The organism is Curtobacterium sp. Leaf154, assembly GCF_001424595.1.
GTDB lineage: Bacteria > Actinomycetota > Actinomycetes > Actinomycetales > Microbacteriaceae > Curtobacterium > Curtobacterium poinsettiae.
The window spans coordinates 214,496-228,445 of sequence record NZ_LMOS01000004.1; the positions used below are offsets into that span (position 1 = coordinate 214,496).

Genomic DNA, 13,950 nt, shown 5'->3' on the forward strand with positions numbered 1-13,950 from the left:
GTCGAGGCTATCCGGCGTCCAGCGTCTGCTGCACGACGGACGAGCAGCTCTGGCGTCCCCCAACCGCAACGCCCGTTCGGCGGTGGTGCTCGGACGCCTGCTCGGCATCGCGTTCCTGATCTGCTTCGGCACCGGGATCTACAGCCACCTGCTGCAGGAACCGCTCGGCTGGATGCGGTTCCCGACACGGCCGACGCAGCTGTACCAGTTCACGCAGGGCCTGCACATCACGACCGGGATCGCGATCATCCCGCTGCTGCTCGCGAAGCTCAACACCGTGATGCCCGCCCTGGTGCAGGTACCGCCGGTGCGCGGCGTGGTGCACCTGCTCGAGCGGCTGTCGATCGCGGTGCTCGTGTCGGCGTCGATCATCCAGGTCGTCACCGGCCTGCTCAACACGTACCAGTGGTACCCGTGGCCGTTCCCGTTCCGCCAGGTGCACAACGCGATGGCGTACGTGATCATCGGCTCGCTGGCCATCCACATCGCGGCCAAGCTGCCGGTCATCGCCCGCTACTGGCGGAAGCGCGACTCCTACGACGTGCACGGCCGGTTCATCGCGGACCCCGCGTCCGGCAGTGAGCTGCTCCCACCGGGCCTGGAGGATCGTGGTGCGTCCGCCCCGAGCGCTGCGGTCGCCGAGACCGCCGGGTCCACCGCCCCCGGCCTGCTGGGCCGCGTGTTCCGCTGGATCGACGGCGTCGACGCCGCCCCCGGCGGCGCCGAGTCCCGTCCCACCGGACCGGACGCGGCCCCGGATGCCCGCGAGGTGTCCGAGGAGCCGAGTCCCGCCCAGCCGACGGCCGACGTGCCGGAGCCGGACCGGGCCTCCAGGCCGACGCCGGAAGCAGCCACCGGACGACGCCAGCGCATCGCCCGACGCGGGTTCTTCGCCGGTGTGACGGCGGCGACCGTGGGGGTCGTCGCGCTCACCGCGGGGCAGTCCTCGAAACTCGCGGAGCCGTTCAACGTCTTCGGCGCCCGTGGGCGTGGCATCGGCGCGAACGGCCTGCCGGTCAACCGCACCGCGCGTGCCGCCGGCGTGCTCGCCAGCGCGACCGCAGCCGACTGGACGCTCACCGTCGTCGGCCACGACGTGAGCCGGACCTTCGTCCGTGCGGAACTCGTGGCGCTCGGCACCGCGCAGGTCGACCTGCCGATCTCGTGTGTCGAGGGCTGGAGCCAGATGGGTACCTGGAAGGGCGTGCGGATGCGCGACCTGCTCGACGCCGTGCAGGCGCCGCAGGGATCGCACGTGCGGGTGACGAGCCTGGAACGGCACGGCGGCTACCGGATCATGGACATGGGGCCGGAGTACGCCGAGGACCCGACGACGCTCGTCGCCCTCGAACTGAACGGCGCGACACTCGACCTGGACCACGGGTTCCCGGCGCGGATCATCGCTCCGGGGCGGCCCGGTGTGCTGCAGACCAAGTGGATCGAGAAGATCGAGGTGCTCCGGTGAAGGCCGCGCGGATCGTGCTCGTGGTGATCGGTGTGCTGGTCATCGCGTTCGGGGCGTACGTGCTCGTGACGTCCGTCACGCCGAAGCGCATCGGCGGGCTCGGGGTGTGGCTGCTCGCGGCGGTGGTGCTGCACGACGCGATCCTGTCGCCGTTCGTGGTCGGTGCCGGGCTGTTGCTGCGTCGGGCCGGACGCTCGCTGCGGGCCTGGGTGCTCGTCGTCGTGCAGGCGGCGATCGTGCTCGGCAGCGTGCTCGCCCTGGTGGTGCTGCCGGAGATCGCGGCCAAGGACCACGGGCAGAAGAACCCCACTGTGCTGCCGTTCGACTACGGCACGCGGCTGCTGCTCGTCGAGGGGGCGCTCGTCGTCGTCGTGGTGGTCGTGCTCGTGGTCGGGGTGCTGCGGTCGCGTCGCGAAGGTGGGCCGTCTGGTTCGTCCGCGGCGCGCACCACTGGTTAAAGGGACAACCTTTCGGTATGATCAGGCCATGATCGACGAGACCCCGTGGCTCACCCGCGAGCAGCTGCGCGCGTGGATGAAGCTCGTGGCCGTCATGGAACTCCTGCCGGCGGCGCTCGACCAGCAGCTCCAGCGTGACGCCGACCTGACGCACTTCGACTACATGGTCATCGCGATGCTCTCCGAGACCGACACCCGGACCCTGCGGATGTCCGCGCTCGCCTCGGCCACGAACGCCTCGTTGCCGCGGCTGTCGCACGTGGTGTCCCGGCTCGAGAAGCGCGGGCTCGTCACCCGGTGCCCGTCGACCTCCGACCGCCGGGCCACCGACGTCCGGCTGACCGACGCCGGCTACGCCACCATCGTCGACGCCGCTCCGGACCACGTCCGCACCGCCCGCCGGGTGGTCATCGACGCGCTCTCCGACGAGCAGGTCGCGCAGCTCGACGGCATCGCGGCGTCGCTCCTGACACGCCTCGACCCCGAGGGGCGGTTCGCGGCGCTGACCTACCCGCGCGAGGACGACGACACCGCGATCTGCGAGCAGCGGCTGACGGGTGCGGCGACGGACTGAGCGGCCCTGCGCGGTGCGCTGCGGACGATCGTCGGTCGTGGTGCTTGCAATAGGCTCGCCGCATGACCGACCCCGCCGCGCCGTCCGACACGTACTCCTACCTCGGACCCGCCGGCACCTTCACCGAGGCGGCCCTCAAGCTCGTCGAGGCCGCCGCCGGCAAGCCCTGGCGGAGCGTCAACAACGTCGGTGAGGCCCTGGACGACGTCATGTCCGGCCGCTCCGTCGGGGCCGTCATCGCGATCGAGAACAGCGTCGACGGCGGGGTCAGTGCCACGCAGGACGCCCTGGCCCGGATCCCCGGTGTGCGGATCGTGGGGGAGTACCTGGTCCCCGTCGACTTCGTGCTCGTCGCCCGACCCGGCACGACCCTGGCCGACGTCCGCACCGTGAACGCACACCCGGTCGCCTACGCGCAGACCCACAACTGGCTCGAGGCGAACCTGCCCGGCCACGGCCACATCCCGGCGTCGTCGAACGTCGCCGCGGCCCTCGCCCTGCTCGAGGCGGACCCCACGGCCGACGCCGCCGTCGCGCCGCCCGGCATCACCGACCACCACGACGTCGTCGTGCTCGCGTCGTCCATCGGGGACAACGCCTCGGCGGTCACCCGGTTCGTGCTCGTGTCGAAGACGCTCGCGCTGCCCGAACCGACCGGAGCCGACAAGACCAGTGTCATCGTCGAGCTGCCCGCCGACCACCCCGGCGCCCTGGTCGACATGCTCGAACAGTTCGCGACGAGGGGCATCAACATGGGGCTGCTGTCGTCACGGCCGATCGGTGACGAGCTCGGCCGCTACCGGTTCGTCATCGACCTCGACGGGCACGTGCGCGACGAGCGGGTGGCGGACGCCCTGCTCGGCCTGCGGCGGTTCAGCCCGCGCGTGACGTTCCTCGGGTCGTACCCGCGGGCCGACGGTGCCCGCCCCGAGGTCCCGGCGCGCTACTCGGACGCCGCGTTCGTCGAGGCGCGCGACTGGCTACGCGCCATCGTGTCCGGCGAGCCCGGGGCGCGGTAGCGCGGCCCGCGGCCCGCGCGACAGGGTCAGGCTCAGGGCACCTGGCGCGAGCCGTGGCGGTCGTCCGCCGGGTCCGGCACCCGCACAGAGAGCCCCATCGGGTCGATCCGCGAGCGGAAGGCGATGACCTCGCCCACCGGGTCGCCGTCGATCTCGAACTCGTCGGGGCGCTCGAGCCGCGCCGTGAACTCCTGCCCACGCAGGTAGCGCAGGGGCCGTTCCTCGCGCGAACGCGACACGATCTTCTTGCCGACGGCGGTCTTGCCCAGGTTCGACCGGCGGAACGCCCGCAGGATCCCGTTCTCCCAGAACACCCGCGCCCCGATCCGGACCCAGCCGAAGAACCCGCGGGGACGCATCACGGCGATGTCGAACACGCCGTCGTCGATCTCGGCGTCGGGCAGCAGGATCGCGCCGGCCTGCAGCATGCCGCAGTTGCCGACGATGAGCGAGTGCGCCCGAAGCGAGTGGTTGCCGTCGTCGTCGAGCTGGTAGCGGAACTCGAACGCGTTCGCGTCGCGCACCGAGCGGAACAGCGAGTCGACGTAGGCGAGCCAGCCGACCTTCTTCTTCAGCTCGGGCCGGGTGTTCACGAGCATCCGGGCGTCGAGCCCGAGGCCGGCCATCACCAGGAAGCCGAAGCGTTCGCGCTCGCCGCCGGGACGCTCCACCTTGAGCATGCCGAAGTCGATCTTGCGGTCGTCGCCGTGGAAGATCGTCCGGACACTCGCAGCCAGGTCGTCGAGGGGCAGCTTCATGTTGCGCGCGAGCAGGTTGCCGGTACCGCTCGGCAGCAGGGCCAGGGTCGAACCGGCCTCGTGCACGACCTCGGCGACCGCACGGACGGTGCCGTCACCACCGGCCGCCGCGACGACGTCGGCACCGGCCTCGATCGCTTCGCGGGCCATGCCGCCGCCCGGGTCTTCCTCCGAGGTCTCGAACCACAGGGTCTCGGCCCAACCGGCCTGCTCCTGGTGTTCCTGGACCGTGCGCTTGAGCGTCGGCAGGTGCACCTTGACCGGGTTGTAGACCACCGCGGCCGTCCGCTGCTCGGTGGGGAGGGCGTCCTGGTCCGCGGGCGCGGTCTCCGAAGGGCTCGACATACGTCCACGCTACCGATCGAGGCTGCGTGCGGTTGCCCCTGTCTAGGATGGAGCGGTGATCGATCCACAGCTGCTCCGCGACAACCCGGACGTCATCAAGGCTTCACAGCGGGCACGCCGCGCCTCCGAGGCCGCCGTGGACGAAGCCGTGGCCGCCGATTCCGCCCGCCGCAGCGCGATCACCTCGTTCGAGTCGCTCCGCGCCGAGCAGAACGCGTTCGGCAAGACCGTCGCCAAGGCCCCGAAGGACGAGAAGGCCGCGCTCGTGCAGCAGGCTCAGGCCCTCGCCGCCAAGGTGAAGGAGGCGCAGGCCACCGTCACCGCGGCCGAGGACACCTTCAACACCGTCGTCCGCAGCATCCCGAACGTCGTGCTCCCCGGGGTCCCCGAGGGCGGCGAGGACGACTTCGTCACACTCCGCACCGTCGGCACCAAGCCCGAGTTCGACTTCGAGCCGAAGGACCACGCCGACCTCGGCGAGCACCTCGGCATCATCGACATCCCGCGCGGCGTGAAGGTCTCCGGCTCACGCTTCTACTTCCTGCGCGGCATGGGCGCCCGGCTCGAGATCGCGCTGATGTCGCTCGGCCTCGACCGTGCGATCGCCGCGGGCTTCGAACCGCTCATCACCCCGACGCTCGTGCGCCCCGAGACGATGGCCGGCACCGGGTTCCTCGGCGAGCACGCTGCCGAGGTCTACCGGCTCGAGGCCGACGACCTGTACCTGACGGGCACGAGCGAGGTCGCCCTGGCCGGCTTCCACGCCGACGAGATCCTCGACATCGAGAAGACCGCGCACCGCTACGCCGGCTGGTCGACCTGCTACCGGCGTGAGGCCGGGTCGGCGGGCAAGGACAACCGCGGCATCCTCCGCGTGCACCAGTTCAACAAGCTCGAGATGTTCACCTACGTGCACCCCGACCAGGCCGAGGCCGAGCACGAGAAGCTCGTCGGGTACCAGGAGCAGATGCTGCAGGACCTCGGGCTGCACTACCGCGTGATCGACGTCGCGGGCGGTGACCTCGGCACGAGCGCCGCGAAGAAGTACGACATCGAGGCCTGGGTCCCGACGCAGGGCACGTTCCGCGAGCTCACCTCGACGTCGAACTGCACGACCTACCAGGCCCGCCGCCTCGACATCCGCTACCGCACCGAGAGCGGCAAGACCGCCCCGGTCGCCACCCTGAACGGCACCCTCGCCACCACCCGCTGGATCGTCGCGATCCTCGAGACGCACCAGCAGGCCGACGGTTCCGTCGTCGTGCCGGAGGTCCTGCGCCCCTACCTGGGCGGCGTCGAGGTGATCGAGCCCCGATGAGCACCCAGGGGCGGTTCGTGGACGGATCCGAGCAGGGCGCGGGCGCTGAGGCACCCGCGCGCACCAAGCGCTGGCTGGTCGCGCTCGACATCGACGGCACCACCATGCGCGAGGACGGTGTCATCACACAGGCGGTGGTCGCCGCCGTCCGGAACGCCGAGGCCGCCGGCCACGAGGTCATGCTCTCGACCGGCCGCAGCGAGGGCATGACCGTGCCCCTGCTCGAGACCCTCGGCATCCGGCCGAAGTACCTGGTCTGTGCCAACGGTGCGCTCGTCCTGGCCCGTCGCGCCGACGGCTCCTACGTGCGCGAACACGTCGAGCGGTTCGATCCGTCCGAGGTGCTGCAGACCATCCACGGTGCGCTCGAGAACGCCGCGTTCGGCGTCGAGGACGAGACCGGTCACTTCCTGCTGTCCGGCAACTTCCCCGACGACACGATGACCGTCGAGGGTGAGCACGTGCCGTTCGAGCAGCTGCTCGGCGTCGAGGCCACCCGCGTCGTCGTCATCTCGCCCGGCCACGACACCGAGGACTTCCTGCAGATCGTCGAGCAGATGGGCCTGCACAAGGTCTCCTACTCCGTCGGCTGGACGTCGTGGCTCGACATCGCCCCCGAGGGCGTGACGAAGGCCACCGCCATGGAACGCGTCCGCGAGTGGCTCGACATCCCGCGTTCCCGCGTCTTCGCCGCGGGTGACGGCCGCAACGACATCGACATGCTCCGCTGGGCCTCGACCTCCGGTCGCGGCATCGTCATGGGCCAGGCCCCCGACGACGTCGTCGACGCCGGCAACGAGCTCACCGGCGGCATCGCCGACGACGGCTTGGCAGCGGCGCTCGACTCGCTTCCGCGCTAGTCCGCCTCCGCGCGCACCCCTGCCTGGAGGCCCGTTAGACTTCCAGGGACGCGATCACGTCTCGCCACGTGGTCGCGTCACTGGAGGGTTGTCCGAGCGGCCGATGGAGCCTGTCTTGAAAACAGGTGGGCAGAGATGTCTCGTGGGTTCGAATCCCACACCCTCCGCGATGGACACACGGTTGCGCCCACTCCGCCTCGACGACGCGGCCGTCCTGGCTGCGGTCATCACCGAGAACGCCGACCACCTGCGACCGTGGGAACCGTCCCGAGCGCCGTCGTACTTCACCGAGTCCGGGCAGCGGGACGTCATCACGCAGGCCCTCGCCGCGCAGCGGTCCGGCAACGCGGTGCCCTTCGTCATCGAGTCGACCGACGGGGAACTCCTCGGCCGCATCACGCTGAGCGGTGTCGTCCGTGGCGCCCTGCAGTCGTGCGCGATGGGGTACTGGATCCGCGCCGACCGCACGCGCCAGGGCCACGCGTCCCGCGCTGTCCGCGCGGCCGCCGATCACGCGTTCGACGTGCTCCGTCTGCACCGCGTGCAGGCCGAGACCCTGCCCGAGAACGTCGGCTCGCAGCGCGCGCTCGAGTCGGCCGGCTTCACCCGGTACGGCTTCGCGCCGGAGTACATCAAGATCGACGGGGTCTGGCGCGACCACGTCATGTTCCAGCTCCTCGCGCCGACGCCGGCCCCGTGATCGAGGTCGTCGAGTACCGGGCGGAGTGGCCCGAGCGGTTCCGGCAGCTGCACGATGCGTACGCCGCCGCACTCGACGACGCCGACGTGCCGTTCCGGAGCGTCGATCACGTGGGCAGCACGTCCGTGCCGGGCCTGGCGGCGAAGCCCGTGCTCGACGTCGACGTCGTGGTGGACACCGATGACGTGCCGGCCGCGGTGGCGGCGATGGCGACGATCGGGTTCGCGCCGCGTGGTGACCTGGGGGTCCCGGGGCGGCAGGCGTTCCGGGCTCCGGAGCGCTTCGCCCCGACGAACACCTACGTCGTCGCAGCCGGGTCGCTCGCGCTGCGGAACCACCTGGCCGTCCGCGACGTGCTGCGTGCCGACCCGGCGCTCCGCGACGAGTACGCCGCCGTGAAGCGCCGGGCAGCCACCGAGGCCGAGGACATCGACGACTACATCGAGCGCAAGAGCGAGGTGCTGGGACGGATCCTGCGCGTCGGCGGCCTGTCCGACGACGAGCGCGCCGCCATCACCGCCACGAACCGTCGGATCACGGACCGCGGCGCGGGCGGCTGACGCGATCGGGGCGGGTGACGGTTCTGGTTCACGAATACGGGTGTTCGCGAACCAGAACCGTCAGCGCCCGAACGGGAACAGGTCTCAGGCGCTGGTGAGCATCGGGTAGAGCGCGGTGAGCGGGGCGCTCAGGCCGGCACGGACGTCGCGGCTGACCTGGTCGGCGAGGACCTCGTGCTCGCCGGCCTCGACCGCGTCCCAGATCGAACGGACGATGTCGGCGGGGTCGGACTTCTCGACGTCGAGGTCGGCGATCATGCCGGTGTCGGTGTAGCCGAGGTGGGCGCCGACGACCTGGGTGCCCTGGGGCGCGAGCTCGAGGCGCAGGGAGTTCGTGATCGACCAGAACGCAGCCTTCGACGCCGAGTACGCGCCGGCGAGGGCGACCCAGCTCAGCGCGGAGTGCACATCGATCAGTGCACCGTTCGCGATCGAGGGGGCGAAGGTCTTGGCGACGCGGAGTGCGCCGAAGACGTTGGTGGCGAAGATGCGCTCGACCTCTTCGACGGAGACGTCGACGAGCGGGTCGGAGCCGGCGATCCCGGCGTTGTTCACGACGACGGTCACGTCGGCCGCGGCGCGGGCTGCGGCGTCGACGCTCTCCTGGCTCGTGACGTCGAGGGCGAGCGGGACGATGCGCTCGTCGTCCCAGGTGCGCGGGTTGCGGGCGGTCGCGTAGACCTTGGTGGCGCCACGCTCCAGTGCCTGGCGGACGAACTCGGCGCCGAGGCCGCCGTTCGCTCCGGTGACGAGGACGACGGCGTTGGTGAGGTTGGTCATAGGTGCTCCAGAGAAGAGAAGATGAGTACGGAAACCGAACCTAGCACGTTGTGTCCGGAAATCGAACCCAGCTAGGATGAACACATGCTCGGCATCCTCGGCGGCGACGAGCGCTGCCCCATCGCACGCTCCCTCGACGTCCTCGGTGAGAAGTGGACGCTCATGATCGTCCGCGACGCCCTCGGCGGCTCGACCCGCTTCAGCCAGTTCCAGCAGAGCCTCGGCATCCCGCGCGAGGTCCTGACCGCACGCCTGGCCTCACTCGTCGACGGGGGAGTGCTCGAGCGCACGACCTACAAGCCCGAGGGAGCCCGTGCCCGCGAGGAGTACGTCCTGACCGGCGCCGGCCGCGACCTGTCGCTCGTGCTGCTCGCCCTCGGCGGCTGGGCGGACCGGCACCGCCCGTCCGAGCGGCCGTCGGACCTGCGCTTCGTCGACGCCGACAGCGGCGAGGCGGTCGAGGCCGCCGCCGTGACGGTGGATGCGCAGCAGCGCATCCCGACCGCGCGCCTGCGCGCCGTCATGGAGCCGGCGCCCTGAACGCGACCAGCTGACGGACTGGAGGCCCGTTGCGGCCCCGCCCCCGAACCTCCAGTCCGCTTTTGGGTGCGTCAGCGACGCACGTCGCACCCGCAGCTCGCGCCGAGGACCAACTCGGCGGGGACCAGGTCACGGTGCCACTGGTTGTCGGCGTCGAGGCCGAGCACGCGGTCGACCGCGGCGACCGCCATCGTCTCGATCGGCTGCCGGACCGTGGTGAGCTGCGGGTTCGTGTAGTCCGCTTCGGCCGCGCCGTCGAACGAAACGATCGCGACGTCCTCGGGGACGCGCAGACCGAGCTCCCACAGTGCCCGCATGACGCCGATCGCCTGCATGTCCGAGCTGACGAAGACGGCTCGGGGCCCGGTCTCGTCGGCGAACATGCGGAGTCCGGCTTCGTAGCCACCGCGGCGGGTGAAGTCGGTACGGACGATGGGCCCGTCGGGCAGGCCGGCCTGGCGCAGGGCACGCATCCAGCCCTGCTCGCGGAGCTCCATCGATCCGGTGTGCCCCATCACCAGCCCGATCGAGGGGTAGCCGTGCTCGACCAGGTGGCGGGTCCCGTCGAGGGCGCCGCGCAGGGCGTCGACACCGATGCTCGCGTACTCGGGGACCTCGAAGAACGTGTTGAGCAGGACCATCGGCAGGCCGGGGTCGGTGACGGTCGACAGGTCCGGGTGGGTCATGATGCTCGTCACGATGACGCCGTCGACCTGGCGGGCGGAGAGGCTGCGGAGCCGCTCACGCTCTTGGGCGGCATCGCCGTCGCTGTTGGCGAGTAGGACGTCGTAGCCGCGTGCTGCGGCGGCGTGCGTGACGGCGACGGCGAGCTCGGACCAGAAGGGGTTGTCGAGCTCCGGAACGATCAGGCCGAGCATCTTCGACGAGCCGGTGCGCAGGGCCTGGGCGCTCGCGTTCGGGCGGTAGCCGAGGACGCGGATGGCCTCGCGGACACGTGCGGCGGTGGCGGCGGCGACGGGGCGGGGGCCGTCGTGCACGACGTAGCTGACGACGGAGGTGCTGACACCGGCGTAGCGGGCGACGTCCGCGCGGGTGACCGCCCTCGGGTTCGTCGGGACGGTCACGGGTGCCACCTTCGTCGGGTCCGGGAGCGTCGTTCGGGTGCCGGCCCTCGACGGACCGGCACCCGAACGACACGTGTTACTCGGACGCGATCGTAGCCGACGACGTGCTGCCGGCTGACGTCGGTGCGCTCGTCGGCGTCGCGGGCGTCGCTCCGGCGTTCGTCGTCTCCGGGGCGTCGCCGAAGTCCGGCACCTCGAGCCGGGCGCCGCCCTGCAGCGCCGACTGGTGGGCGATGATGCCCGGCAGGGTGAAGCGCGCGGCGGTCCAGGCGTTCACCGGCGGCAGGGTCCGGTCGACGACGGCGCGGACGAAGTCGTCGGCCAGGAACTGGTGGCTGCCCTCGTGCCCGGTCGGCACGCCGTCGTACTCGGCGGGCAGACGGTCGGTGTCGTGCACCTCGGCGTAGCCGGACACGAACGCGTCACGCAGGGACGGGTCGACGTCGGCCAGGCGCGGGTCGTCGAGGGACATCGTCGCCTGGGTGTCGATCTTGTCGCTGATGTCGTACGAGTCCTCCTTGTCCTGCCACACGCTCGTCTTCGCGAGCTGCTCGAAGCTGGCCTCGGTGCCGAAGTAGCGGAACCGCGACTCGCGGATGTGCGACGGGTAGCCGACGCGACGCATCTCGTTGATGCGCATGACCCCGCCGTTGTCGAGCTCGAACAGGGCGGTCGCGTTCGAGAAGTCGTTGTCGAACTGGCTGACGTCCTTGTCGAAGACGCCGTCGCCGCGGTCGTCCTTCACGCCGATGCAGCTGACGCTGACCGCGTGCCCGGGGATCGCGCCGAGGACCCCGCCGACGGAGTGCGTCGGGTAGAGCATGGGCGGGTAGCTGGCGGTGCGCTTCCACTCGTCGCCCCCGCTGTACTGGTACGCGGCGTAGAAGCCGAGGTCCATGTCGTGCACGTAGTCGCCCTCGGCGTAGAAGACCCGACCGAAGGCGCCGGCGGCGACCTGCTTGCGGGCGAACACCGTCGCGGGGTTGTAGTAGCTCGTCTCGCCCATCATGTAGGTCCGGCCGGTCTCGCGGACCGCCTGGATGATGTCGCGGATCTCGTCGACCGAGATCGCCATCGGCACGGCGGAGTACACGTGCTTGCCAGCGCGCAGGGCCTTGACCACGAGCGGGCCGTGGGTCCAGCGCTGCGTGAAGATCGCGACGGCGTCGACGTCCGAGGCGAGGACGGCGTCGAAGTCGTCGAAGGTGCCGTCGAGGTGCTGCGTCTCGACGAGTTCGGATGCCCGCTCGTCGACCAGGTCCGTGACGTAGACCCGGTCGACGTCGGGGTGGAGCTTGAACAGCTTGGCGAACTGGGGGGCGAACTGGCCCGCGCCGACCATTCCGACAGAGATCATCAGTGACCTTTCCAGGGGTGTGGGATGCGTCGCCGAGCGGGTCGCTCCGATGCGATCGAGCGCCATCCTGACACACGCTGTCTACACGTGACAACCCCTGTCCACGGCCCGGAAAAAGCCTCTTGCGAGCCGTGGTCCCCACGTGTAGATTCCCGGCTCACGGACTGCTGCACGTCAGTCCACCGCAGACGAAGGAGTCGCGATGGCAACCGAGAGCCCTGTGTCGTCACCCTTGACGACCGCCAGCACGAGACGGAGGAGTCGGTCCGCCGACCTCGCCCGTGCCCGCACCACCGTCCCGCGGCGCCGCCCCAGGAACGACCTGTGGCTCGCGCTCGTCTTCATCGCACCGGCAGCCGTCGGGTTCGCGGTGTTCCTCGCCTGGCCGACCGTGCGGGGCATCTACCTGAGCTTCACCTCGTACAACCTGCTCACCGAGCCCGAGTTCACCGGCCTGCAGAACTACGCCCGACTGGTGCAGGACTCGATCTTCTGGCACTCGATGGTCGTGACGATCGAGTACGTCCTCATCAACATCGTCATCCAGACCGTCGTCGCGCTGTTCATCGCCGTGATGATGCACCGGCTGACCAAGTCGACGTTCGTGCGTGGCATCGTGCTCGCGCCCTACCTGGTGTCGAACGTCGTCGCCGCCCTGGTCTGGCTCTGGATCCTCGACACCCAGCTCGGCATCGGCAACGAGATGCTCGCAGCGCTCGGCCTCGACCGCATCCCGTTCCTGCAGAGCGACGTCTGGGGCATCCCCTCGATCGCGCTCATCAACGTCTGGCGACACGTCGGCTACACGGCGCTGCTCATCTTCGCCGGCCTGCAGTCCCTGCCCGAGACCGTGTACGAAGCCGGGCGCATCGACGGTGCGAGCGAGTGGAAGATGTTCTGGCGCATCACGGTGCCGCTGCTCCGCCCGATCCTGTCCCTGGTGCTCATCATCACCGTGATCGGGTCGTTCCAGGTGTTCGACACCGTCGCCGTCACCACGCAGGGCGGCCCCGCGAACGCCACGAACGTCGTGCAGAACTACATCTACAACCTGGCGTTCGGTCGGTTCCAGTTCGGCTACGCGTCCGCGGTCTCGGTCGCGCTCCTCATCGTCCTCAGCATCATCACGATCATCCAGTACCGACTCACCCGCTCGGGTGAGTCCGACCTGGACTGAACGGAAGCGCCATGACCACGACCCTCACCCGCTCCGTCACCACGTCGCGCCCGCCCCGGATGGGCGCCGGCCACCGTCGCCGCCCGTCGCTCGGCCGGGTGCTCGCCTGGGTCGCGATGATCCTCGTCATCGTCGTCACCCTGTTCCCGTTCTACTGGATCCTGCGCACCGCGCTGTCGTCGAACACCGCGATCAACTCCGACCCCACCTCGCTGCTGCCCGTCGGGTTCAGCCTGGGCGGGTTCGAGCGGGTCTTCGGCCTGCAGTCCACCGAAGAGGCGTTGGCGCAGGGCGGCTCCGGCGCCGCGCTGAACTTCTGGCGGTACCTGCTCAACTCGATCCTGGTGTCGACGCTCGTCACCGTCGGCCAGGTGTTCTTCTCGGCAGCGGCGGCCTACGCCTTCGCTCGGCTGCGCTGGCCCGGCCGCGACAAGGTGTTCGGGGTGTTCCTGGCCGGGCTGATGGTCCCCGCGATCTTCACGCTGCTGCCGAACTTCACGCTCATCAAGCAGCTGGGGCTCGTCGACAACCTGCTCGGCATCGCCCTGCCGACGATGTTCATGACCCCGTTCGCGGTGTTCTTCCTGCGCCAGTTCTTCCTCGGCATCTCGAAGGAGGTCGAAGAGGCGGCGCTCATCGACGGCGCCGGCAAGGTCCGCGTGTTCTTCCGGCTCGTCATCCCGATGGCGGCGGCCCCGATCGCCACCCTCGCCGTGCTGACGTACATCACGAGCTGGAACGACTACTTCTGGCCGCTCATGGTGTCGTACACCGACAGCTCGCGGGTGCTGACCGTCGCGCTCGGCGTCTTCAAGTCGCAGACCCCGCAGTCCGGCACCGACTGGGCCGGGCTCATGGCCGCGACCCTGGTGGCGGCGCTCCCGATGATCCTGCTGTTCGGCGTCTTCGCCAAGCGGATCGTCAACTCCATCGGCTTCTCCGGGATCAAGTGAC

Annotated in this window: 15 protein-coding genes and 1 tRNA gene; 12 read left to right on the plus strand and 4 right to left on the minus strand. The window is 70.3% G+C overall.

Going from position 1 to position 13,950, the window contains the following annotated elements:
• Positions 1 to 82: 82 nt before the first annotated feature.
• The 4 genes from ASF75_RS07515 (at position 83) to pheA (ending at position 3,516) form a co-directional block, all read left to right on the plus strand.
• Entirely contained in the window at positions 83 to 1,465 is a 1,383-nt protein-coding gene (locus ASF75_RS07515) for a molybdopterin-dependent oxidoreductase (RefSeq protein ID WP_017888291.1), read from the plus strand.
• Complete coding sequence (locus tag ASF75_RS07520; protein ID WP_056070230.1) at positions 1,462 to 1,923, plus strand: hypothetical protein; 462 nt, start codon at positions 1,462 to 1,464, stop codon at positions 1,921 to 1,923. Before ASF75_RS07515 ends, ASF75_RS07520 begins: the two co-directional genes overlap by 4 nt.
• 28 nt (positions 1,924 to 1,951) lie before the next feature.
• Positions 1,952 to 2,497 (plus strand): MarR family winged helix-turn-helix transcriptional regulator, encoded by a 546-nt coding sequence (locus ASF75_RS07525; RefSeq protein ID WP_056070231.1) that lies wholly within the window; start codon positions 1,952 to 1,954, stop codon positions 2,495 to 2,497.
• Positions 2,498 to 2,559: 62 nt separating this feature from the next.
• Positions 2,560 to 3,516, plus strand: coding sequence for a prephenate dehydratase (gene pheA, locus ASF75_RS07530; RefSeq protein WP_017888294.1), 957 nt, complete (start codon positions 2,560 to 2,562; stop codon positions 3,514 to 3,516).
• Between the two features lie 32 nt (positions 3,517 to 3,548).
• Here pheA and ASF75_RS07535 read toward each other — a convergent pair whose 3' ends face one another.
• Positions 3,549 to 4,619 (minus strand): diacylglycerol/lipid kinase family protein, encoded by a 1,071-nt coding sequence (locus ASF75_RS07535; RefSeq protein WP_052481911.1) that lies wholly within the window; start codon positions 4,617 to 4,619, stop codon positions 3,549 to 3,551.
• 55 nt (positions 4,620 to 4,674) lie between these two features.
• Between ASF75_RS07535 and serS the strand changes: the two genes are divergently transcribed.
• From serS to ASF75_RS07560, 5 genes are all read left to right on the plus strand, one after another.
• Positions 4,675 to 5,937 (plus strand): serine--tRNA ligase, encoded by a 1,263-nt coding sequence (gene serS / locus ASF75_RS07540; protein WP_056070232.1) that lies wholly within the window; start codon positions 4,675 to 4,677, stop codon positions 5,935 to 5,937.
• Positions 5,934 to 6,797, plus strand: coding sequence for an HAD family hydrolase (locus ASF75_RS07545; RefSeq protein ID WP_156463825.1), 864 nt, complete (start codon positions 5,934 to 5,936; stop codon positions 6,795 to 6,797). The genes serS and ASF75_RS07545 overlap by 4 nt, the downstream gene beginning before the upstream one ends.
• Positions 6,798 to 6,879: 82 nt before the next feature.
• Positions 6,880 to 6,964 (plus strand) — tRNA-Ser (locus tag ASF75_RS07550).
• A gap of 14 nt (positions 6,965 to 6,978) precedes the next feature.
• A complete protein-coding gene (locus ASF75_RS07555) occupies positions 6,979 to 7,497 on the plus strand; it encodes a GNAT family N-acetyltransferase (RefSeq protein WP_235517574.1) in 519 nt (172 codons plus the stop codon).
• Positions 7,494 to 8,057 carry a GrpB family protein gene (locus tag ASF75_RS07560; protein WP_056070237.1) on the plus strand — a complete coding sequence of 188 codons (564 nt, stop codon included), beginning with the start codon at positions 7,494 to 7,496 and terminating at the stop codon, positions 8,055 to 8,057. The genes ASF75_RS07555 and ASF75_RS07560 overlap by 4 nt, the downstream gene beginning before the upstream one ends.
• Before the next feature lie 84 nt (positions 8,058 to 8,141).
• On the opposite strand, the gene ASF75_RS07565 is transcribed toward ASF75_RS07560, so the two are convergent.
• On the minus strand, positions 8,142 to 8,837 hold the full coding sequence (locus tag ASF75_RS07565) for an SDR family oxidoreductase (RefSeq protein WP_056070240.1): 696 nt from the start codon (positions 8,835 to 8,837) through the stop codon (positions 8,142 to 8,144).
• 84 nt (positions 8,838 to 8,921) lie between these two features.
• Here ASF75_RS07565 and ASF75_RS07570 point away from each other — a divergent pair, with 84 nt between their 5' ends.
• The gene (locus ASF75_RS07570; protein WP_056070243.1) at positions 8,922 to 9,377 is read left to right on the plus strand and encodes a winged helix-turn-helix transcriptional regulator; all 456 of its coding nucleotides are present in this window, start codon (positions 8,922 to 8,924) and stop codon (positions 9,375 to 9,377) included.
• A 71-nt stretch (positions 9,378 to 9,448) separates the two neighbouring features.
• Here ASF75_RS07570 and ASF75_RS07575 read toward each other — a convergent pair whose 3' ends face one another.
• Together ASF75_RS07575 and ASF75_RS07580 are read right to left on the minus strand one after the other, a co-directional pair.
• Complete coding sequence (locus ASF75_RS07575) at positions 9,449 to 10,462, minus strand: LacI family DNA-binding transcriptional regulator (protein ID WP_231564122.1); 1,014 nt, start codon at positions 10,460 to 10,462, stop codon at positions 9,449 to 9,451.
• Positions 10,463 to 10,538: 76 nt separating this feature from the next.
• Positions 10,539 to 11,819, minus strand: coding sequence for a Gfo/Idh/MocA family protein (locus tag ASF75_RS07580; RefSeq protein WP_414835788.1), 1,281 nt, complete (start codon positions 11,817 to 11,819; stop codon positions 10,539 to 10,541).
• A 202-nt stretch (positions 11,820 to 12,021) separates the two neighbouring features.
• On the opposite strand from ASF75_RS07580, the gene ASF75_RS07585 reads away from it, so the two are divergent.
• Positions 12,022 to 12,996 carry a carbohydrate ABC transporter permease gene (locus ASF75_RS07585; RefSeq protein ID WP_082509547.1) on the plus strand — a complete coding sequence of 325 codons (975 nt, stop codon included), beginning with the start codon at positions 12,022 to 12,024 and terminating at the stop codon, positions 12,994 to 12,996.
• Between the two features lie 11 nt (positions 12,997 to 13,007).
• Positions 13,008 to 13,949, plus strand: a complete 942-nt coding sequence (locus ASF75_RS07590) for a carbohydrate ABC transporter permease (RefSeq protein ID WP_027466099.1) — start codon at positions 13,008 to 13,010, stop codon at positions 13,947 to 13,949.
• The last annotated feature ends 1 nt before the right edge of the window (position 13,950 follow it).